Below are 23386 nucleotides of genomic sequence, written 5' to 3'. Positions count from 1 at the left end.
TCTCAAATGAAGACTATTTTTACTAGGTTTCAGAATTCTACAGTAATTTTTACTGTCGCGCTTCGCCCGTTACATGATGTCGACGGTTCTATCGTCGGATATATTGAACGCGTCGAGTTCTGCGGTGACCGCGTTCACCTATTTGGCTGGTCTCTCCTGGATAATCTTGTTTTATTATCAGAAGCAGGTCCAAAACGGATCAGACGGAGATTGCATCGCGGCGACGTTGCGACGGCAATGGGTCCGTTGCGCATGGTCGAGACCAGAAACCGCGACGGACGTGTCGGATTTTCAACCGAGCTTGATTGGCATGGCGATGCGATCACGCTGTGTAGCAGGAGTGATAGCAAAAAAGTTCACTGGCCTATTCCCGTGCCTAGCAGTCGTGACAAAACAGCCGCGCGGCGGAAAGCGATGGTCGTGTTTGCGGGCCTGGCACTCAGAAATGCAGCTCTGATCACATGCTATTTCGCGAAAGGCAAACCGAAACAAACGCTCCTAGCGCTGCGCCGACGCTTCGGAGTTGACAATGTGATAAACCGAAATGTCGATCAACTTTCGGCAAAGGCACTTTTTCCCTCTAAGTTAAGTACTAACACGAACACACCTATTTCCATTATCATGCCAGTCTACAACGCTTTTGAATTACTGGAAAATTCACTCTCGAGAATTGAACAATACACCGACCTTCCTTGGAACCTGATCCTGATCGAAGACGCGTCTTCGGATGAACGCGTACTACCATGGCTGCGAAGTTGGGCTGAAATGTTTCCCGGCAAGGTGTCGCTTATCAAGAATGAAACCAATCAGGGTTTTATTAATAGTGTGAATCGCGGGCTAAAGCAGGCGGCAGAACTTGAGCGGAATGTTGTTCTTCTCAATAGCGATGCCTTCGTTCCTGCCGGTTGGGCCTCACGCCTGATAAATCCGCTACTTGAGGATCCATCAATCGCCAGCGTCACTCCAATGTCAAATGATGCAACGATTTTTTCTGTTCCTTCGATCGCTAGATCTGTCAAGATCAACGCAGGCGCGGTTGATGAAATCGACGCGGTGGCACGCGCTACAGTGGCTCCGTTAGCAGTATCGGCTCCTACCGGAGTCGGGTTTTGTATGGGGATCAACCGCCAAGCCCTAAAACATGTACCATACCTTGATGTCGCGTTTGGTCACGGCTACGGCGAAGAAGTCGACTGGTGCCAAAAAACGCGAGCGCTTGGGATGCGACATGTTGGGATCGGCAATCTATTTGTTGAGCACTTCGGGGGCGCATCGTTTGGAGTTGGAAGAAAAAACATAGCGACAGAAGCCTCAAGAAAGCGCATTACGTCCCGCTATCCAACCTACGATGCAGAGGTCCAGAGGTTTCTAAAAGACGATCCGCTCCATACCGCCCGCTTCACTTTGGCACTCGCCTATGCTGCAACCGTTCATCATAGTCCCATCCACATTTATCTGGCCCATTCTATGAAGGGCGGTGCGCAGAAATGCATGGAGGAAAGGATCGCCAGCCGAGAAAACGACGGCATGCCCACTATAATAATTAGAATTGGAGGTGATAATCGCTTCAAGATTGAGCTGCATGTCGCAGGAGATGTTCATCAAGCCGTTACAGAAAGCGAAGATGTGCTGATTGAAGTGCTCCGCCACCTTCCAAGAAAGCATGTGGTATACTCCTGCGGTGTTGGCGACCCAGACCCGATTCAGCTACCCGACATCTTGATCGCCATCGCTTCGGGGTCTGATACAAACCTAGAGGTTCTTTTCCACGATTATTTTCCACTTAGCCCGTCATACAACCTAGTAGACAGTACTTTGAAATACCGCGGCGTTCCTGCGACTGACACCGACGATCCAGCCCATATCTTCACACGGCCGGACGGCACGCAGGTATCTCTCGCGGAATGGCGTGAGTGCTGGACGAAGTTGATAGAGAGGGCGAACACTATTATTGTGTTCTCCGACAACAGTAAGCGGATCTTGATGGAGGTCTGGCCACATGTCGAGTGCCGTATTGTCGTTCATCCTCACACCATTACGAATACGGTGCCCCGTGTCGCTTGTCGCCCACTAAAATCGGCAACCGAAGCCCGCATTGGCGTTCTAGGCGCGATTGGTGATGTGAAGGGCGCACAGTTCCTTAGTGATTTTGCTTGGTGGCTCCAAAAGGAGCCCGAAGCGCCAGGGCTTGTCATCATTGGTGAATTTGACTCTCGGTTTTCTCTACCTGATCCCGTGAATGTCACGGGCAGTTACAATTTAGACAATTTGGAAAATCTCATTCACCAGTACCGGGTCGGCGTCTGGTTAATGCCTTCGATCTGGCCAGAAACCTTTTCGTACACGACCCACGAGATGATCGCCACAGGATTGCCTGTGCTTGCATTCGATCTGGGTGCCCAGGGCGATACCGTTAGGGCCGCACCCAACGGCCTGATTGTAGACCAGACGCCCAAGGCCGTCATGACAGCCGTTCGCTCAGTTTTGGCAAAGGAGACCTCGGGTCGGCTTGTGAAAGGAGTCGCTCGATCTGTGCCAAAAACAACAGAACAGCCCAACTGGGTAGGCTGATTATTTCATAGATCAGCCGCATGCACCTCCTCTTTCTCTTACTAGCCCCCCGCGCTTCGAAACCACACACGCGCAAGACTGAATGAGACTATATTGGATACGTTGTACGGCCCCATATCCACGCCTGCTTGGCCCGATGACCTTATCGTTCGCGCCTTACGCGAACGCGGCGAATGGGGTGCGGTCGAGACTGAGCTCGCCGCGCGGGTGTTACGGGACGGCTGCCGCTTGTGGGATGTTGGAGCCTTCCTCGGAACGTTTTCTCTGGGCGTGTCACGTTTCGTTACGCCGAGTGCAGTTGTCGCCATCGAAGCCAATCGGCATCTCGCACCGCATCTACCCCGAAATCTATCTCAAGGTATGAGCTGTCCTACACAGGTTATCAATGCGGGGGTGGGCCTTCACCGGGGGTGGATGATACCGACGCCCGCAAAAGAGATTGTGAATAATCATGGCGCGCAGGAATACGTCTTTCACGACGCACCGGACAATGCGCCCAACGAGGCCGTGCCCTGTTTCCCGCTCAGGCAGTTGCGTCATGACCATGGCAATTACGACGCGTTGAAACTCGATATTGAGGGGGCAGAGATCGACGCGCTTAAGAGCGATTACAATTATATCAAAGAAAATCAGCCAGTTCTGTGGGTCGAATGCAATGAAACACCGCAGAGCCTGCTGCTGCTATCGGCCATGCGGTCTTTCGGCTATGCGCCATTCTACATCGCCTTCCCAGCATTTCGGAGAAGGAGCTTTCGTCGAGAACCAGACCTTACCCATTCGATGGCTTACGAGGCGGCGCTGGTGGGGGCGAGGCCCGGAGTGCTGGACGATGTAGACTGGCAGGTTGAAGGCGAAGAGATAATCGCCCGCCCCGTCACCAGCCATAACGACTTGCGTCGGGCACTTTTTGATACACCGCGCTGGAGCAGGGAAGACTGGCTGAATCTGGGGCGCGCCGAACTGATCGCGCGCCTGACGCGGGCCGATGCGGGACAGACCCTTGTCGATTTCCTTTCCGGTCCATTGTCACCCTGAGTCATGCGCGTTGTCGATATTCTGGTCATCACCACCAGCCTGTCACCCTGACCAAAGCCGGAAAACTCTCTCCTAGGGGCGGTAGATGGTTCGGGGGCTGATCAAAAGCCTGCAGACTCTCATTATGAACGAGGGGCCAGCGGGGGGCCGGTCAATGCCAATCCCAGAAAATAGCCGACGTTTCTTGCTGTGTTGATCAGGCGCACGGCATAGCCCTTGTCGATTTTCTGTCGCAAGCGGTGTACATGTACCTCGACGTTGTTGGTGCCTGGGTCGAAGTTGAGCTTGAACACCTCCTTGAGCAGCGTCGCGCGGTCCACAACATTCGGTGCGGCGGCTGCTAGGCACGATAGTATGCCCATCTCCTTGTCGCTGAGCTTGATCGGAACCCCTCCACGCGCAACGAAACGGGTCGAAGGCCATATCTGCAAGTCGTCGATGGTTATCGCTGGCGGATGCGAATTGCGCATCAACCCAAGCCTGCGGATTTTTATCGCCAGTTCCAAACGGTTGCAATTTGCAGGCAGGAAATTGTCAGCGCCCGCCTCGAAGGCGGCCACCCTCACGTCGTCGTCACCCGACCGCCCCACGACAAGAATGGGAAGCTGCGGGTGTGCAATTCTTAGGCCAGCGAGCTTAGCCTGTGCCGGAGAGGAACAGTTGAAGTCATAGGCGACAATGCCGACAAGGCTATTCACCTCTGGGTGGGCCGACTTCACGTCATTATTGTGCGGTCGAAACCCCTGTTCGATTATCGTCCCACGCAACAATTCAGCTTGGTCATGCTGACCCTCGTGCCGACTGGATGTTAGTCGTTGAATGGCGACCACTCCGTCGAGGTTATTCAATATTCTAGGATCCATCTAAACCCCATCACTAAAAATTTACCAACCAACCGTCGAATGCTACCTTGAAATCAATTGCGAAATACCGCATACAACTCGCACTAAATTTGCTTGACTTGCTTCGCTGCCTTCCCAAGGAAAACAGCCTTAATTGGAATGGCCAAAATCACAGAATCTCAGAAAGCATATCAAATTGGTTGCCTAACGATAATAACACATGTTTTTGGGCAAATTTAGCAAAAAATATGGTAAATTATTGTTACAGCATTGTTGCACAAGGATTTCTTCGCGGCGTTTTGGGCGCTCAACCTTGGGCGGAAAATTGCCGGCCTACGTGGTTGACAAACAATTAAGAAATCTGAACATTGCTTAGTGCCGGGAACTAGCTCCACAATCATGAGTTGTTGAAAGTCGGCTGAGTATCCCCCAGATACCCGACGCCTCGTGCAATATTACAAAAATCTTAATTTTCGAAGTTCCAAAATCCGTCCTAGGGTAACTGCGGTGATATTGCGCAATCGTCGGCTGCTGTAAAGCGTCGAACGCGTTGAAATATCTGCATAAATTTAGGGGGAAAGATATTATGACACAGCAACTCACGCCTGCCGACATCCTATTCATACTAGATAATGTCCTTGCTGGCGATTCGCCTGCGCCCGGGGCTGACCCGCTCGCGCCCGTGGGCATCAGGACGATCGACGGAACGAACAACAATATCAGCAACTTAACCTTGATCGACCAGTACGGACAGCTTGTTGATACGGGCACCTTCGCCAACCTCAACCAGGGTTTTGTCAGCATCTCCAGTTCGACCAGCCCGCTTGCCTACGGGGCGTTCGCGAACAATGAAGTTGACGCATCGCCGCGGGTGGTCAGCAACTTGATCGCCGACATTACCTCCAGCAACCCTGCAGCCAACACGGCCCAGCTGATGTCGCAAGGGGACATCTCGGTCGACCGTCTGCCGGAGAACAGCCTGTTCACGTTCTTCGGGCAGTTCTTCGATCATGGGCTTGACTTTATCAGCAAGCAAGGCGGCACGGTAATGATCCCGCTGCTACCGGGCGATCAGTTGTTCGACCCTAGCGGTCCGAACATGATGTTCCTCTCGCGCGCTGACGAGAACGCTAACGGCGAGACGATAAACACCACCGCGCCGCTGATCGAACAGAGCCAGACCTATGGATCGAATGCCGCGATCAGCTTTTACCTAAGGGAATACGACGTCAACGGTAACGCGACGGGTGATTTGGTGCATGGCGCAAACGGCGGCCTCGCCAATTGGGCCGACATCAAGGCGAACGCCAACGTCTGGGCGCGTGCCCAAGTCGGCGCCGACCCGGCGACGGAAATGCTGACCGACGCCAATGTTCTTAACGCCCCCGATCCGACGATGTGGAACCCCGCCGCGAACGGTGGGTTGGGCGGCTTCCTCGCTGGCGCGGAATCGGGCCAGTCGTTTTTAGCCGACATCGCCCATAACGCCAATCCATCGGGTGGGCTGGTCGCCGATGGAGACAGCATCGTCAATCCGCATGGCGTTGGCGCTCCACCGCCTGCGGCAGGCGAGTTCGACAATGAATTGCTTGATCTGCACTATATCTCGGGTGATCCGCGGGTGAATGAGAACACCGCGTTGACGTCGATCCACGACGCGTTCCACAACGAACACACTCGAATCCTGAATCAGATCAAGGACTGGGTACAGCAGCAAAACGAGATCGACCCGACGTTCGCCGCGCAATGGACCGGCGAGATGTATTTCCAGGCCGCCAAGATGGTTAACGAGATGCAGTATCAGCATCTTGTGTTCGAAGAATTCGGACGCCGGATGAGCCCGAACATCGACGCATTCGCGAGCTATAAGGTCGACATCAACCCCAACATCATGCTGGAGTTCTCTCAGGCTGTGTACCGCCTCGGACATTCGCAGCTTTCCGACAATGTCAAAGCAATCGACACTTCCGGTGTGGCCACTGACTTTTCGCTGATCGACGCGTTCCTCGACCCCGAACTGTACTCTGACGTCGGCGGCGCCGACTTTATCAAGGGTAGCCAGTTCGAACAGGGCATGCAGATCGATGAATTCGTGGTCGATGCATTACGTAATTTCCTCGTCGGCCTGCCGCTCGACCTGGCAGCACTGAACATTGCGCGGGCCCGCGACGTCGGCCTACCGAGTCTGAATCAGCTGCGCGCCGACCTCTTTGCGCAGACCGGCGAAGCGTCGCTCAAGCCCTACGAAAGCTGGGCTGAGTTTGGGGCGAACCTGCTGAACCCGGATTCGCTGGTCAACTTTATCGCGGCCTATTCCAACGAGGCTTCGATCGTTGCAGCCCGTGACAGCGGACTGCCGACCGCAATCGACGATGTGCGTGACGCGGCGGCGCTTATGATGGCTGATAACGCCTTCATGAACGGGGGTGACAACGGGTACGAACTGATCGACCTGTGGATGGGTGGCCTCGCGGAACAGAAAGTGCCGCTTGGGCTGCTGGGGTCAACCTTTGACTTTATCTTTGCCCAGCAGATGATCGCGCTGCAGGACGGCGACAGGTTCTACTACCTTGCGCGTCTTGGTGGCAATTTCCTCGACCAGATCGAGGGCCAGACATTCTCTGATATTTTGATGCGCGGAAACGGTACGACACACATGCACGGCGACGCGTTCGGGACACCGGATGCGCTGATTGAACTTGGCGCCCTTGGGCTTCAGGATTTCATGCGCACGCCGGCGGAACTGACCGCGTATATCTCTGAGGTCATCGGCGGCACCAATGCAGCCAACAACATTCGCGGCGGTGCCGGGAACGACGCCATCTATGGTGAAGGCGGCAACGATACCCTCGATGGCGGCGCGAATGACGATCATATCTATGGCGGCGAAGGCAACGACAGCATCGAGGGTGCTGTGGGATTTGACTTCCTGCGCGGCGGCAACGGCGACGACACCGTCCGTGGTGGTGCCGATGATGACGCCATCTCTGGCGGCAAGGGCAACGACCTGCTGTTCGGCGACAACGGTTTCGACGCGCTGATGGGCAACAACGGCAACGACACCATGCATGGTGGCGCCCAAGATGACGAAATGCTGGGTGGCGAAGGCGACGACGTCATGTTCGGCGATGACGGCGATGACGGCATCGACGGCGAGGATGGCGACGACGTCTTGTCGGGCGGTCGGGGCGACGACCTGCTGGCGGGCGGCCTGGGCAACGATATGCTGATCGGCGGCGCCGGCGGTGATGCGCTGGATGGCGGTGTCGGAGGTTTCGACATCGCGTCCTATGCAACGTGGCTCGAAAACGTACAGCCAGGCACCGCGTCAGGCCTGACCATCAACATGGCCAACACCGTCCTTTCGACCGGTGACGCCCGCGACGACTCCTATCTCGATATCGAAGCGCTCATCGGCACCAATTTTGCCGACGTGATTACCGGCGATGACCTGGCCAACATGATAATCGGTGGGGTCGGTAACGATACCATTAACGGCGGGCTTGGCGACGACGTGGTGGTCGGCAGCGAGGGCAACGACCGGCTTGTCGGCGGTGGCGGGATTGATACGGTCCTCGTACGTGGCCTCGAAAGCGAGTTCTCGATCGCGGGGGCCGTCGGCGGCTTCAACCTGACCGACAATGAAATTGTCTTCGGCACGAACGAAGGTACCGACTTCATTTCGAACGATATAACCTGGCTGACATTCGATGACGCCCTGGTCAACCTGCAGACTGGGCAGTATGCGCCGCTGATCGGGTTGACCAACACGGCCGAACGTGTGCAGAACGGCGTCGACATTATCGGGGAACTCGAGTCCACGGTAAATCTGGTGGACGGTCAGTCGCTTGCCGGAAATGGCTTTGAGGTTGGCGACATTGAGATCCTTGATCCCGACGGCGCCAATGGCGGGCCACAGGTATTGACGCTTCTGGGCGATGACGCGGCATCCTTTACGATCCGTAACATCGGCGGCATCAACAAGCTGTTCCTGACCGGCGGCGGACCAAACAGCTCTGTGAACTTCGAGGCAAAACAATTCTACAACGTGGCGATCGATGTCGCGGACGGGATCGGCGGATCTGCTATCAACGTCAAGCTGAACGTCACCGACATCAACGACAACGCCCCGGTGATTACATCGGGTAACCATGTGAATGTGCAAGACAATGTATCGACTGACACGATCATCTATCGTGCCGCAAGCGAGGACATCGACACCACTGGTGAGTTGATCGCCTACTCGCTCAGCGGGGTCGACGCGGCCGCATTCACCTTCGTCGATGGTGAACTCCGGTTCGCAAGCACGCCTTCCTTCGACACTCCGGGCGACGTCGGCGGTGACAACATTTACGACGTGACGGTCGAGGCCACGGATGGCAGTACTGGCACAGTTACCGAAGACGTGCAGATCCGCGTGACGTCCGGGCCAGTGCCGGCAAATATCATCAACGGCACACCCGGCCCCGACGTTCCGCTGACGGGTACTGCGTTTGCCGACATCATCAATGGCTTGGCAGGCAACGACGGTCTGTTTGGCCAGGAAGGTGACGACGTTCTGAATGGCGGCGATAATCAGGATTCGCTGTTCGGCGGTCTCGGCGCCGATACCCTCGATGGCGGTGAGAATACCGACGACCACTTCGTGGACAGCGACGATATCGTGACCGACACCGGCACCGTGGGCTTTGACAGGGCGACAATCCTCGACACGGCGGGCGATTCGATCAACCTTGCCGGGTGGAGCGGTGTCGAGCGGGTCAACGGCAACATCGGCAACGACGTGATCGACGCCTCGGCACTGAGCGTGGGGCTGGTTCTGTTCGGTAGCGACGGAGATGACACGATCACCGGCAGTTCGGGGAACGACACGATCCTCGGTGGCGACGGTAATGACGATCTGTCTGGCGGCGGAGGCAATGACACAATCATCGGCGGTGTCGGCGATGACCTGCTTTCCGGCGGTGACGGCAACGATGTCTTCTACATCGATGCCAACCTTGATGTCGTTACAGACGGTGGCATCGGCTTCGACAAGGTCGTGATCACCAATGCCGCTGGCCTGACGCTGAATATCGGCGCCTGGACAGGGGTGGAGCGCATCAACGGCTTTACCGGGGTCGATACTATCGATGCAACCGGTATGGTGACAGGCATCACCATGGCTGGTGGGGGTGACAACGACATCCTGACCGGCGGTTCCGGCAATGACACATTCTATGGGGGCGTCGGCGACGACATCCTGACCGGTGCCGGTGGCGATGATGTCCTGATAGGTGCAGCAGGAGCCGACACTTTGGAAGGCGGCGCCGGTAACGATTTTTACCTCGGCGGTGTGGATGCAGACACCTTTTTCTTCACCGACGCCAACATGGGGACGGACGTTATTGGCGACTACTCGAACGCGGTCGATGGTGACGTGCTGACCTTCGCGGCCAGTTCCGGCGTTACCGCCTTGGGTGACCTGACACTGACTGTAGACGGGCCAGATACGATCCTTACGGCGGTGGCATGGGGGGCTGGTGAAATCACGCTAACGAACTACTTGGGTGATGGTACCGAATTTACATTCGTATAGAGTGATCAGGTAAGTTTCTAAGTTGGGGGTTCCCACCTGTGCTGCTTGTGATCCATCCTTCCAAATAGGATGGATCACATCAGCAGTTTGTGAAATGGCTAAAAGCATGAAACCATTTTCCTCATCCCTACTTGTGTGCCCTAAATGTTCCAGCGCCGTGACATCAGCCTCGGAAGGTATGGCCTGTCGCGCTTGCAGCTGGTCACCTGAAATAATAGATGGGATTGTAGACCTGCGCGAAGATAAAACGTTTGATACCTTACTCGACGTGAACGCGTATGACGAAGCCCATAATATTCAAGCACAAACTGCCGCTCTTGCGAATGTTTATGAACGCATTTTGCGCGAAAAGGGCTGTGCAAGTGTAGCAAATGTATTTGAGATTGGTGCGGGCTCTGGCAACCTAACTCACGGATTACTCAATTCACCCTTTTTTTGCGAGATTCATACCTCAGATATTTCCCTCAATTTCATGAAGTTGTTGAAAAAACGGGTGGGGGCGCACAGTCCCGACAAACTCTCCTGCTATTTGCTCAACGCAAACAACAATCCATTTAGAACAGCCAGTTTTGATTTAGTGTTAGGACATTCGATACTGCACCATCTTGAGCAATTCGAAACTACGTTGGAAGAGAGCTTTAGAGTAACCAAGCCCGGTGGATTTTGTGTATTTGGAGAGCCAGTTTTAGATGTCCATGTCTTTTCTGGGCTAATCGCATCAATCATCCTGCATATGGAGCAGGCCAGGGGCACCCTAGACCGCCCTAGGCGTATGGCGCTAACGGCCCTAGCAAATCGGCCACAAATAAAGAGAGACCACCTTGAAAGCGACCGAACAGATCTGCGCGAAATCGAAGACAAGTTTATATTCCCTATAAACTATATGAGAGAGCTCTCATCATCCATTGGCTTCAAAAGCTTCGACTGCACCAGCTTTGACAGCCAGCTCTCGCTTGGAGAACATACACTGCGCCTGATCAAGCACGTATTCAATCAGATCAAAACCAACGCCGACTTTCTATCCGACTACGCATTCTTGTTTGAAAAGCTGACCGTGAACTATGGCGAGCCAATGAAGATGAATGATATCACGCCGTTTTCATATTTTGTTTTTTCGAAATAACGTGTGATAACAACTCTAACAGCCCCCGATTGCTTGTATGAAACGAGAGTGCGCCAATTGAAATTTGCCGGCTAATATTCTAACAATGCTTGGTCGGCAGGTAAGTTGATAGGATCGATGCTTTGGAAAAATCCGTCATTGTGCGTGACAAATGGAACGCATCCAGAGCGGAAATTTGTCTGGCAGAGCCCGACAATAAACCGGTTCATGCGCGAGAATTACCTAGGTGGCGTTTCAGTGAACGAATACCTGAAAACCTTCCTCTGCGACCGAAAAATTAAACGCGGCCTGGAAATTGGGGGGGCTGGGGCATCAGGCGCGGGCGCTGCACTCCCTTCTTGGGACCGAATGTTTCGATGTCATCGACATTTCCGATTTCGCAGTCAAGACCGGTAATGCTAACGCCCATCGAGATGGCCTTGACATATCGTTTCGCGTCATGGATTTAAACCGAGAAGCCCTTCCAGAGAACCACTACGATCTGATCGTCGCCAATGGTGCGCTTCATCACATTGAAAACCTGGAACACCTTTTTGAGCAGATAAACCTCTCGCTGACTCCGGGCGGCTTGTTCTTTGCGAATGACTATATGGGGCCAAGCCATATGCAATGGACGGAAAATCAGATCAGTCTGATGAACGCATTGCTCGCCTGCTTCCCGGATCATTACAATCAGGTTCTTCACAAAGATAATAAAGTCGTTAAAGAGATTACGCGTATCCCGTTGGAAATATTCCAAAAAGTTGACCCAAGCGAGGGTGTTCGGGCGTCCGATATTTTTGAAGTGATGGGTCAATATCTTCACATTGTGAAGACAACGCCTATTTGCCAGACACTGCTGTACGAACTAATGCGTGGCCGCGTTCACAATTTTGATGAATCGAATGAAACGGACTGTTTCGTTCTCAATTTGCTCTGTCTGTTCGAAAAGACATTGTTCGACAACGGCGTGATCGGTTCGGACTTCAATCTCGTTTTTGCCGAACGCGGAAAAGGCCCAACCTAAGGCGCTTCAAATTTCAGCCTGAGGCTGTAGGACTTGTTGAACGTCACTCAAAACTGACCCGGTAGAGGTCAGAATTGTCAGTGAGAATTGACCCATGTGCAACCTTGACCCTGACAGGATTTGTCGGGGGTTATTGGAGTGATAGACAAGGGATTTTTGAGCGCGACGGACGGAAAAAGTATCTTTGTATATCCAGAAAACCCTGAAGATGGCGACCCCGGCAGGATTCGAACCTGCAACCTGCCCCTTAGGAGGGGGCTGCTCTATCCAGTTGAGCCACGGGGCCACGCAGGTTTTCCTTACTCGCCTCAAAGAGATTTGTCATCGCCCTATTTGCCCTCAGACGCCTGTCGTCTGGCTGGCCGCTTGATCAGGGTGGCCTGTTCGCGGTAACACTGGACAAAGACCTTTCAGGAAAACGCTCTTGACCCAGAATAACCACCACCCGCTGACCCTGCGCGATGTTTCCGAGGCTGCGGGCGTATCCGAGATGACCGTCAGCCGGGTTTTGCGCAACAAGGGCGATGTGTCGGACGGCACCCGCAAGCGGGTTCTGGAGGCCGCGAAACGGCTTGGCTATGTGCCCAACAAGATCGCCGGGGCTTTGGCCTCGAATAGGGTCAATCTTGTGGCAGTGATCATCCCGTCGATGTCGAACATGGTCTTTCCAGAGGTCATGACCGGCATCAGCCAGATCCTTGAGGAAACCAGCCTTCAACCGGTTGTCGGCTTGACAGGGTATCGCCCCGAGAAGGAAGAGAAAGTCCTCTATGAAATGCTATCCTGGCGACCCTCCGGGGTAATTATCGCCGGACTGGAACATTCCGATGCAAGCCGCGCGATGTTGCGCGCAAGCGGTATTCCGGTGGTCGAGATCATGGATGTTGACGGCACCCCGGTCGATTCAGTCGTTGGCATTTCCCATCGCCGCGCCGGTCAGCAGATGGCGCAGGCAATCATCAAGGCGGGGTACAGGCGCATCGGGTTCCTCGGCACCAAGATGCCGCTTGATCACCGGGCGCGAAAGCGTTTCGAGGGCTTCACCGAGGCGCTTGCCAAGGCAGGTGTCGAGATCGCCGATCAGGAATTCTATTCCGGCGGCTCGGCCCTTTTGAAGGGGCGCGAAATGACCGAAGAAATTCTCCGGCGCACCCCCGACATTGATTTCCTCTATTATTCCAATGATATGATTGGGGCTGGCGGGTTGCTTTATCTGCTGGAAAAGGGTGTCGATATTCCCGGTCAGATCGGGCTTGCCGGGTTCAACGGGGTTGATCTTCTCAAAGGGCTGCCGCGTGAATTGGCCACGATGGATGCCTGTCGCCTTGAGATCGGGCGCAAGGCGGCCGAGATCATCGCCGCTCACGCCGACGCCACAGGCTCGACCGACCCGGTGCACGTCACGCTTGAGCCAACGATAAGCTTTGGCGATACCCTGCGCCGCGCCTGAGCATCGGGGTTTTTGGCCGCACCCTGCATTTCTCTTTTGCATTTGCCGTACGAATCGCAAAAGGCTTGGCGAAATGGCCCCGATGAGGGCGGGTGAACAGGGGCGACAGAAATGAAAATCGGGTTTATCGGGCTGGGCAATGTCGGCGGCAAACTTGCCGGTTCAATTCTGCGCAACGGGTTTGATCTTACGGTGCGCGACCTGAACGACACCCTGGTCCAGGATTTCGTGGCGCGCGGCGCCAATAGTGCCGACAGCCCCAGGGAACTGGCCGAGATCTGCGATATTGTCATCACCTGTCTGCCCTCGCCCGCCGCCTGCTCGGCCGTGATGGAGGCCGAAGATGGCATTCTGGCCGGGATCAGCCCCGGCAAGATCTGGGCCGAGATGTCGACCACCGATGAGACAGAGGTCAAACGCCTTGCTGCATTGGTTAGCGCCAAAGGGGCTTCGGCCATTGAATGCCCGGTTTCGGGTGGGTGCCATAGGGCCGCCACCGGCAATATCTCGATTTTCGCAGGCTGTGATCGTGACACGTTTGATCGGATGCTGCCGATGCTCACCACCCTTGGCCGCCGCGTGTTGCACACTGGCCCGATCGGAAGCGCCTCGGTTCTCAAGGTCATGACCAACTATCTCGCCACCGCCAATCTGTTGTCGCTATGCGAGGCGATGGTGACGATGAAAGCGGCCGGTATGGATATGGCGACGACCTATGAGGCGATCGTGATCTCTTCCGGCACGTCTTTTTCCGCCGAGACCGAAGGTCAGATCATTCTGAATGGCAGTCGTGATATTTCCTTCACGATGGATCTTGTCAAAAAGGATATCGGTCTGTTTCAACAGGTCGCCGACCGCGCCGGTGTACCGCTTGAAATCAGCCCCTTGATGGTCAGCATCTTCAACGATGGCATTGAACGGTTCGGCGAAAGAGAGTTGTCGCCCAACATCATCAAGCGGCTGGAAGAGGCGACAGGCCTAGATATTCTCGCGGACGGGTTTCCGGCGGAACTGACCGATGACGAACCCGAAGAGCCGGGATACGAGGTGGTTCCAAGGGGGCGCTTGACGGCGACGTAATACGCGATGCCGTGTCGTTAACCATTGCATGAACAAGTTGTTGTCCGGATCCTCATCACATGGTTGAATTAAACCTTGGTTGTGGTGAGTCTGTAAAATGCTGTTTCTTGCTAGTATAATCGGGGCGATGGCGGTCGGGGCCGCTACCTTTGTCGGGTTGGAGCCCGGCGAAGACGAAGCCGAAGACCGCAATCCAGATACCGAGCCCGAGGCCAATTCGGGCGACGAGGATCCCCAAGCCGCAATGCCGGATCTTGTACAGCAAGCGTTGGATGATTCCGCCGCTCCTGGCGATGCGATTGCTGGCCTTTCTGCCCCTGTTCTGCCCGGAACAGAGCTGTCACTGAACGACTACATCCATAGTGGCGACATCATATCCGGCGATGATGATCAAAACGATATCACGGGCACCGTCGGCAACGATCAGATCAACGGCTATGGCGGCGACGACAGCATTGTCGGCGGCGAAGGCGATGATCACCTGCTTGGGGCACTGGGCCGCGACCACATTCACGGCGAGGAAGGCGACGATACGCTTCATGGCGGCGATGACGACGATGATCTTCATGGCGACGCCGGGGATGACGCGCTTTTTGGCCATAACGGACAGGACAATCTTGAGGGCGGCACCGGGGACGATAGCCTTGTCGGCAGCGCGGGCAACGACATCCTTCACGGCGGTGATGGCGATGATGCCCTGCATGGCGACCTTGATGATGACACGTTGGATGGTGGCTTCGGGCAAGACACGCTCTTTGGTGGCTGGGGCGACGATGTGGTGAATGGCGTAACCGATGATGAGGCGACCGAACAGGCCGATGATATCGACGGGCGCGACTACCTGAACGGCGGCGGCGGCGATGACCTTATCATTGCCGGGCGCGATGATATCGTGACCGCTGGCGCGGGCGCGGATTCGATCGTGCTTGGCGATTGGCTCTCGCAGGATCATCAGGCCGAAGTGCTTGATTTCTCAGCGGCTGACGATTCACTGATGGTGTTTTTCGATGATACCCAAGACGCCGACCCAGAGGTCAACCTTGAGGTCGATGAGGAAAACGGCTCCAACCAGCATCTTGTGCTGAACGGCGTGCGCATCGCCATGATTGCCAATGCCGAGGGGCTGTCGCTTGATCACATTACCCTGCTGCCGCAAAGCAGTTTCGGTGCGACAACCGGCCTATGATCGGGTAGCGCGATTCGCGCTTTCTTTTTCACTGAATTTCCCCTATACGCGCGTATCCTTCGGGCCTGTCCCGAGGTGATCTCTCATGGACCTGGCTGGACGACATCCCGGCTTGTGCCCGCAACATCGACTTAAAAAGGAGACCCCGATGTCGATTACCGTAGAAGAAAAAGAACGCGTCATCAAAGAATTCGCAACCAAAGAAGGCGACACCGGCTCGCCCGAAGTACAGGTTGCAATCCTGACGTCGCGGATCACCACGCTGACCGAGCATTTCAAAACCCACAAAAAAGACAACCACGGTCGTCGTGGCCTTTTGAAAATGGTCGCGCTGCGCCGCAAGCTTTTGGATTACGTGAAATCCAAGGATGAAGGTCGCTATCGCGACCTGATCCAACGCCTCGGTATCCGCCGCTAAGACAAATGCCGCGCCCCTCAACGGGCGCGGTTTTTACATGATCCGATTGTTGCACCCGACTGGCTTTGCGGGGGTAACAGGATGAAGAAAAGCCGCGGGGCAATGTGGCCCCGGATGCAAATGGGCCCGACGGGATACGCCCGATACGGCCAACATAGGAAACGTGATGTTTAAAGAGACGAAAAAATCAATGCAGTGGGGGGAAGAAACCCTCACACTGGAAACCGGCAAGATCGCCCGGCAGGCCGATGGGTCTGTTATTGCCACGCTTGGTGAAACCAGCGTCATGGCGAACGTGACCTTTGCCAAAGAGCAAAAACCGGGAATGGATTTCTTCCCGCTGACGGTTCACTACCAAGAGAAATACTATGCGGCCGGCAAAGTGCCCGGCGGCTTTTTCAAACGCGAAGCACGTCCTTCGGAAAAAGAAACACTGACCGCGCGCCTGATCGACCGTCCGATCCGCCCGCTGTTTGTACCGGGGTTCAAAAACGAAACCCTCGTGATGTGTACCGTTCTGAGCCACGATCTGGTCAATGATCCCGATATCGTTGCGATGATCGCAACCTCGGCCGCCCTGACCATTTCGGGCGCACCGTTCCGTGGCCCGATTGCCGGTTGTCGCGTTGGTTTCTCGGATGGGGAATATATCCTCAACCCCGAGATCGACGATATGCACAACCTGCGCAACAACCCCGAGCAACGCCTTGATCTGGTCGTCGCAGGCACAAAAGACGCCGTGATGATGGTCGAATCCGAGGCCTATGAGCTTACCGAAGAAGAAATGCTTGGCGCCGTGACCTTCGCGCATGAGCAAATCCAACCGGTTTGTGACCTGATCATCTCGCTCGCCGAAGAGTGCGCGAAAGAGCCGTTCAACTTTACTCCGCCGGATTACTCTGACCTTTACGCGGCCGTCAAAGCCGCCGGCGAAGACGACATGCGCGCCGCATTCGCCATTCGCGACAAGCAGGAGCGCACTCATGCGATTTCTGCCGCACGCGACGCGATCAAAGCCAAGCTGACCGAAGAGCAGCTTGAGGATGGCAACCTAGGGTCGGCGTTCAAGAAGCTGGAATCGACCGTTCTGCGCGGCGATGTCGTGAAGAACGGCAACCGGATCGACGGGCGTCGTCTGGATGAAATCCGCGATATTGTCTGTGAAACCGGCCTTTTGCCGCGCACCCACGGCTCGGCTCTGTTCACCCGTGGGGAAACTCAGGGGCTTGTCGTGACCACCCTTGGCACCGGCGACGACGAACAATTCATCGACGCGCTGCACGGAAATTTCAAATCGAATTTCCTGCTGCACTATAACTTCCCCCCCTATTCGGTGGGCGAAGCCGGGCGCGTTGGCCCTCCGGGGCGTCGTGAAATCGGCCATGGTAAACTTGCATGGCGCGCGCTTCAGGCTGTTCTGCCTGCCGCAACCGATTTTCCCTACACCATCCGCCTTGTGTCGGAGATCACAGAATCCAACGGCTCAAGCTCGATGGCGTCTGTCTGTGGTGGCTCTTTGTCGATGATGGATGCGGGCGTTCCGCTCAAGACATCTGTTGCCGGTGTGGCGATGGGCCTTGTGCTTGAAGATGACGGGTCTTTTGCGATCCTGTCGGACATCCTTGGTGACGAAGATCACCTTGGCGACATGGATTTCAAAGTGGCCGGCACCTCCGAGGGCATCACCTCGTTGCAGATGGATATCAAGGTCGCGGGCATCACCCCCGAGATCATGAAACAGGCGCTTGAGCAGGCGAAATCCGGCCGCATGCATATCCTGGGTGAAATGGACAAGGCGCTTTCCGGCGCCGCTGACTTCAGCATCCACGCCCCCCGGATCGAAACCATGCAGGTCCCGACCGACAAGATCCGTGAAGTGATCGGCTCGGGCGGTAAAGTGATCCGCGAGATCGTCGAAGTGTCGGGCGCCAAGGTCGATATCAACGACGAAGGCATCATCAAGATCGCATCGCCGAACGCGGATTCGATCAAGAAAGCCTATGACATGATCTATTCGATCGTGGCCGAGCCCGAGGTTGGTCAGGTTTACGATGGTAAGGTCGTCAAGATCGTCGATTTCGGTGCCTTCGTGAACTTCTTTGGCAAGCGCGACGGTCTGGTCCACGTTAGCCAGATCGAAAACCGCCGCCTGAACCATCCCAGCGATGTGCTGAAAGAAGGTCAGGACGTCAAGGTCAAGCTGCTTGGCTTTGATGATCGCGGCAAGGTCCGCCTGTCAATGAAGGTCGTCGATCAGGAAACCGGCGCAGAGGTCACACCCGAGAAAGCTGAAAAAGACGCCGATTGATCGCTGTCTTATTCTGAATCAAGGCCCCGACGTTTTCGCCGGGGCCTTTTTTGTGCCTGCGCCTTACGCGACGTCATGCAAAATTTGATCGAAAGGTAAGGTTTTCCTTACGGGACAAACGCGTGTTTTTTCCCCATGAACAACGGCGTACCCTGTGACAAAAGTCGTTCAGTGACCAGTTACAGAATTTTCTTTTTGATTGACTGCTGTGCGCCATCACTCACGATATTGCGTACCAGTCGGGGCCTCGGTGGAAACACCGGGGCCTTTGATTTTGTCAGGCGCGCGCATCGGCCAAAATCATGTCTGCCGCCTTTTCGGCAATCATGATCGTGGGTGAATTGGTATTGCCGCTGGTAATTGTCGGCATCACGCTTGCGTCGACCACCCGCAACCCGCCAATCCCGCGCATCCGAAGACGCGGATCAAGCGGCGCGCTGTCAGTTGCGCCCATATGCACGGTGCCGACCGGGTGAAAAATCGTGGTGCCAATATCGCCCGCCGCTGTCATAAGCTCTGCTTCGGTTTGCGCTGTCAGGCCGGGCTTGATCTCTTCGGGCGCATAGCGCTGCATCGGGGCCTGATCCATGATCTTGCGCGCCACCCGGATCGAGGCGGCCGCAACCTGACGATCACCCTCGGTCGACAGGTAATTGGGCGCAATCACCGGCGCATCCTGCGGATTGGGTGAGGCAAGCGAAATCCTGCCCCGGCTTTCCGGTCGCAGATTGCAAACGCTGGCGGTCATCCCCGGAAAATCATGCAAGCCCTGACCGAACGCCTCAAGCGACAGCGGCTGAACGTGAAACTCAAGGTCAGGCGTCGCAAGATCGGGCCGGGATTTCGCAAAAGCGCCAAGCTGGCTTGGGGCCATCGACATCGGGCCAGAGCGCTTGAGCATGTATTCCAATCCGATCGCCATCTTGCCAAGCATCGAATTGGCCATGGTATTCAGAGTTTTCGCCCAGCTCAGCCGCCAGGCGCACCGCAGTTGCAAATGGTCCTGAAGATTGCCGCCAATGACCGGGGCATTGTGGTAAACCTCAATCCCGTGCTGGCGCAATTCATCGCCCGGACCGATCCCCGACAGGTGCAGGATCTGCGGGCTACCGACCGCCCCGGCGCTCAGGATCACCTCGCCCTTGGCGTGCGCGGTTTTCACCTCATCGCCTTGCCGATATTCCACCCCGACGGCGCGGCCATCCCTCAACAGAATACGCTGCGTATGTGCCTGGGTTTCCACCTTTAGCCCCGGGCCGCTTTCAGCCCGCAAAAACGCCTTGGCGGTATTCATCCGCCAGCCGCCACGCTGGTTTACCTTGAAATAGCCGACACCCTCATTGTCGCCAGTGTTGAAATCGTGACTAAGCGGCAGGCCCGCCGCCATCGCCGCATCACGCCAGTGATCCAGAACATCCCAATGAAGGCGCTGATTATCGACTCGCCATTCGCCCCCCGCGCCATGCGACTCGGACGCGCCATCGACATAATCCTCGGAGCGCTTGAAATAGGGCAGAATGTCATCCCAGCCCCAGCCGGTATTGCCCATTTGCCGCCAGCCATCGTAATCGGCGGCCTGCCCGCGCAGATAGAGCATGCCGTTGATCGAACTGCACCCACCCAGAACCTTGCCGCGCGGATATAAAAGGCTGCGCCCGTTCAGCCCCGGCTCTGGCGCGGTCTTGAAACACCAGTCGGTGCGCGGATTGCCGATGCAATAGAGATAGCCCATCGGGATATGCACCCAATGATAGTTGTCGCGCCCGCCGGCCTCTAGCAACAGCACCTTTTGCCCGGCCTTGCTCAGGCGGTTGGCCAGAACACAGCCCGCACTACCGGCGCCGACGATGATGTAATCCCATTCCATGGCATACCCTCTTTTCAGGGCCTTAGAGTGATGCAAAGTCGCGGAACAGACAAGCGCCTCAGAGCGCTTTGGCACTCTGGGGCGGAAAACGCGCCCCTACGATACAGCGCGCCTCGCGATAGGTGAGAATGGGGCGTGCCGCCCGTTCGCCGACCGGCCCAAGGCCCCTGATCTCGGGCAGGTCTTTCGACAACAGAGTATCTGCCATATCCCCCGGCAAGAGGCTTTCACAGGACGCGCCGCCCCCGGCATTCAGGATCTCGTGCTGCTCCAGCAAAAGATGCAGATAAGTGATCTCGCGACACGGCTCTAACCGGATATCACGGCCATTGATCAGCGCCTTGGCCGGCACAAGAACCTCTTGATGGCCAAAAAACAGCTCTGCCATGGGCGAGGCGATCATCACCCGATGCTGTTGCGAGAGGCGCATCCGACGGCGGTTGCCTATCGCGCCGGGGTCGAAACAGACCGGGGCATTGCGCCCCGTCCCGACCACGGTTTTTCGCCCGGCCCAGAGAATTTTCCGGGGCCCATGATCACGTGTGGACACAAACATGCCGACACTCAGGCTTTCGACCGGTTTGGGGCCGCTTGGCGTCTGAATGGTCACCCCCATGGCAAAACAAACATAACCGTGGGTATAGGTGGCGTTTTGATCCGAAGTATAAAAATTGGGCGGTCCCCAGTTGGAATTATCGTCATACCAGGATTCAAGATCGAAACCGGGCGTCCAGACGACCTGTGCCAGTGCGCCGTTCTGATCCAACCCCTCAAACACGATAACGCCGCCCGCACCACTCGGGGCATCATCGCTTCGAATGACCGTTGCATCCTGAATGATCAGGTTGCCCGCGCCGGTCCAGCTTAGGGTATAGGTTTCGCCAACCTCAAAAAGATTGGGATCGGTGTCGCCGTCCTGTGACGTGACAACAAGGTCGGTTGAACCCGATGGCGGATAATCGAATCTCGACTGGCCCGGGCCGCTGTTGACGTGCGTGCCCGTGGACACGCCGAACTCACTGTCGATGCCTTTGAATGTCCTGGTCATACCCCAATCCCTTGTTGGGGTATAAAGTTGCAGAGTTCTCTAAAGGCTCACTTAATCAAGGTTCTGAAAACTTCGTAAAATTTGGTTCAAACCGGCAAGGCTGTGGTCTTGAACACCGTGCGCAGGGCAAAGCTTGACTGCATTTTGGCGACACCGGGCAAGCGGGTCAGATATTGCCGGTGAATGCGGGCAAAATCTTCGGTATCCTCGGCAACAATCTTGAGGATGTAATCGGCGCTTCCGGCGGTCAGATGACATTCAAGCACGTCAGGAATGCGCGCCACCGCCTTTTCAAAGGATTCAAGCACCTCATCGGCCTGCGTGTTGAGGGTAATTTCAACGAAAACCGTCGCCGGCACCCCCATCTTGCGCGCGTCCAAAAGGGCGACATAACCCTTGATATAGCCCTCGGTTTCCAGCCGCTGAACACGCCGGTGACAGGCGCTTGCCGACAGGTTGATTTCATCGGCCAGCTCGGCATTGGAAATGCGCCCGCGCTTTTGTAGAATCGCCAAAAGACGACGATCATTCAAATCAAGGGACACCAGCGCAAGACCTTCCGAAACAATTGGCACTATTGCGAATAATATTCACAAAAAAACCCGAAAGACGAGTAAAATTTCAAGCGCCTTGCTCTGAACCTTTGACAGGCTGATAGCAATAGTCAACGAAAAGGAGACTCAATGCAAATCGGTTGCCCTACTGAAATCAAGCCGCAGGAATACCGTGTCGGTATCACCCCCAATGCCGCATTAGAGGCTGTGAGCCAGGGCCACGAGGTGCTTATTCAATCCGGGGCAGGGCTTGGCGCCGGATTTGACGATGCCGCCTATGAGGCCGCAGGCGCCAAGATCATCGCCACCGCCGAGGACATCTTTGCCAGTGCTGACATGATCGTCAAGGTCAAGGAACCCCAGGCGGTCGAGCGCAAGATGCTACGCCAGGGCCAGCTTTTGTTCACCTATCTTCACCTTGCCCCCGACCCCGAACAGACCAAGGATCTGTTGGCCTCGGGCTGTACCGCGATTGCCTATGAAACCGTGACCGACCGTGCCGGTGGCCTGCCGCTCTTGGCGCCGATGTCCGAGGTTGCGGGCCGTCTTGCGCCCCAGGTTGGCGCCTGGACCCTGCAAAAGGCCAATGGCGGGCGCGGCGTTCTTATGGGCGGCGTACCCGGCGTTGGCCCGGCCCGCGTGATCGTCATCGGAGGTGGTGTTGTCGGCATCAATGCAGCGCGCGTCGCCGCAGGCATGGGCGCGGACGTGACCGTACTCGATCGGTCGTTGCCACGCCTCAGCCTGCTTGACGATCTGTTCATGGGCCGCCTCAAAACCGGTTATTCGTCGGCTGGCCTATTGGAGGAACTGCTACCACAGGCCGATATGGTGGTCGGTGCGGTGCTTATCCCCGGTGCCGCCGCGCCCAAGCTTGTGCGCCGCGATCAATTTGCGATCATGAAACCCGGCGCGGTTCTTGTCGATGTGGCGATCGACCAGGGCGGCTGTTTTGAAACCTCGCGCGCGACCACCCATCAGGACCCGATCTATGAGGTCGACGGCATCATGCATTACTGCGTCGCCAACATGCCCGGCGCGGTTGCCCGCACTTCGACGCTGGCGCTTGGCAATGCGACCATGCCGTTCATGCTGGCACTGGCCAAAAAGGGTTGGAAACAGGCCTGCGCCGATGATCCGCACCTTCTGAACGGACTGAACGTGCATGACGGCAAGCTTACATACGAGGCGGTCGGCACCGCCCTTGGGATGGACACGGTTGACCCGAAATCCCTGATCTGAGCCCGACACCGTCCCCGGCCTTTTCACGGGCTGGGGGCGCTGACAGGCAACGCGTTGTCGCAAGAGATGCTGGACCGA

15 protein-coding genes and 1 tRNA gene are annotated in these 23386 nt (G+C 56.0%); 11 read left to right on the top strand and 5 right to left on the bottom strand.

Features of this window, described 5'->3' with window-relative positions; translation table 11 throughout:
* Positions 1–6 precede the first annotated feature (6 nt).
* Positions 7–2571 carry a glycosyltransferase gene (locus BMZ91_RS02870; RefSeq protein ID WP_177193770.1) on the top strand — a complete coding sequence of 855 codons (2565 nt, stop codon included), beginning with the start codon at positions 7–9 and terminating at the stop codon, positions 2569–2571.
* Positions 2572–2664: 93 nt separating this feature from the next.
* Complete coding sequence (locus BMZ91_RS02865) at positions 2665–3606, top strand: FkbM family methyltransferase (RefSeq protein ID WP_177193769.1); 942 nt, start codon at positions 2665–2667, stop codon at positions 3604–3606.
* Between the two features lie 122 nt (positions 3607–3728).
* Here the strand turns inward: BMZ91_RS02865 and BMZ91_RS02860 are convergent, their stop codons facing one another.
* Positions 3729–4469, bottom strand: a complete 741-nt coding sequence (locus BMZ91_RS02860; protein WP_092834070.1) for a response regulator transcription factor — start codon at positions 4467–4469, stop codon at positions 3729–3731.
* A 565-nt stretch (positions 4470–5034) separates the two neighbouring features.
* On the opposite strand from BMZ91_RS02860, the gene BMZ91_RS02855 reads away from it, so the two are divergent.
* The 3 genes from BMZ91_RS02855 (at position 5035) to BMZ91_RS02845 (ending at position 12155) form a co-directional block, all read left to right on the top strand.
* Complete coding sequence (locus BMZ91_RS02855; RefSeq protein ID WP_092834068.1) at positions 5035–10026, top strand: peroxidase family protein; 4992 nt, start codon at positions 5035–5037, stop codon at positions 10024–10026.
* A gap of 94 nt (positions 10027–10120) precedes the next feature.
* On the top strand, positions 10121–11149 hold the full coding sequence (locus tag BMZ91_RS02850) for a class I SAM-dependent methyltransferase (RefSeq protein ID WP_143076285.1): 1029 nt from the start codon (positions 10121–10123) through the stop codon (positions 11147–11149).
* Positions 11150–11444: 295 nt separating this feature from the next.
* Positions 11445–12155 (top strand): class I SAM-dependent methyltransferase, encoded by a 711-nt coding sequence (locus BMZ91_RS02845; protein ID WP_092834064.1) that lies wholly within the window; start codon positions 11445–11447, stop codon positions 12153–12155.
* Between the two features lie 209 nt (positions 12156–12364).
* Here the strand turns inward: BMZ91_RS02845 and BMZ91_RS02840 are convergent.
* A tRNA-Arg gene (locus BMZ91_RS02840) sits at positions 12365–12441 on the bottom strand.
* 138 nt (positions 12442–12579) lie between these two features.
* Here BMZ91_RS02840 and BMZ91_RS02835 point away from each other — a divergent pair.
* From BMZ91_RS02835 to pnp, 5 genes are all read left to right on the top strand, one after another.
* Entirely contained in the window at positions 12580–13605 is a 1026-nt protein-coding gene (locus BMZ91_RS02835) for a LacI family DNA-binding transcriptional regulator (RefSeq protein WP_092834062.1), read from the top strand.
* A 111-nt stretch (positions 13606–13716) separates the two neighbouring features.
* Positions 13717–14685 carry an NAD(P)-dependent oxidoreductase gene (locus tag BMZ91_RS02830; RefSeq protein ID WP_092834059.1) on the top strand — a complete coding sequence of 323 codons (969 nt, stop codon included), beginning with the start codon at positions 13717–13719 and terminating at the stop codon, positions 14683–14685.
* A 97-nt stretch (positions 14686–14782) separates the two neighbouring features.
* Entirely contained in the window at positions 14783–15871 is a 1089-nt protein-coding gene (locus tag BMZ91_RS02825; RefSeq protein ID WP_092834057.1) for a calcium-binding protein, read from the top strand.
* 148 nt (positions 15872–16019) lie between these two features.
* Positions 16020–16289 carry a 30S ribosomal protein S15 gene (gene rpsO, locus BMZ91_RS02820; RefSeq protein ID WP_073197640.1) on the top strand — a complete coding sequence of 90 codons (270 nt, stop codon included), beginning with the start codon at positions 16020–16022 and terminating at the stop codon, positions 16287–16289.
* Between the two features lie 166 nt (positions 16290–16455).
* A complete protein-coding gene (pnp, locus tag BMZ91_RS02815; RefSeq protein WP_092834055.1) occupies positions 16456–18597 on the top strand; it encodes a polyribonucleotide nucleotidyltransferase in 2142 nt (713 codons plus the stop codon).
* Positions 18598–18874: 277 nt separating this feature from the next.
* Here the strand turns inward: pnp and BMZ91_RS02810 are convergent, their stop codons facing one another.
* The 3 genes from BMZ91_RS02810 to BMZ91_RS02800 all read right to left on the bottom strand — a co-directional run bounded on the left by BMZ91_RS02810 (position 18875) and on the right by BMZ91_RS02800 (position 22057).
* Positions 18875–20464, bottom strand: coding sequence for a GMC family oxidoreductase (locus BMZ91_RS02810; protein ID WP_092834053.1), 1590 nt, complete (start codon positions 20462–20464; stop codon positions 18875–18877).
* Positions 20465–20522: 58 nt separating this feature from the next.
* A complete protein-coding gene (locus BMZ91_RS02805) occupies positions 20523–21512 on the bottom strand; it encodes a Hint domain-containing protein (protein ID WP_092834051.1) in 990 nt (329 codons plus the stop codon).
* An 86-nt stretch (positions 21513–21598) separates the two neighbouring features.
* Positions 21599–22057: an Lrp/AsnC family transcriptional regulator gene (locus BMZ91_RS02800; RefSeq protein WP_092834157.1), complete on the bottom strand. Its 459-nt coding sequence runs from the start codon at positions 22055–22057 to the stop codon at positions 21599–21601.
* Between the two features lie 138 nt (positions 22058–22195).
* Here BMZ91_RS02800 and ald point away from each other — a divergent pair, with 138 nt between their 5' ends.
* The gene (gene ald, locus BMZ91_RS02795; protein ID WP_092834048.1) at positions 22196–23308 is read left to right on the top strand and encodes an alanine dehydrogenase; all 1113 of its coding nucleotides are present in this window, start codon (positions 22196–22198) and stop codon (positions 23306–23308) included.
* Positions 23309–23386 lie beyond the last annotated feature (78 nt).

Source organism: Roseovarius lutimaris (assembly GCF_900115165.1).
In the GTDB taxonomy this organism is placed as follows: domain Bacteria; phylum Pseudomonadota; class Alphaproteobacteria; order Rhodobacterales; family Rhodobacteraceae; genus Roseovarius; species Roseovarius lutimaris.
This window is presented reverse-complemented; position numbering and strand designations above follow the sequence as displayed.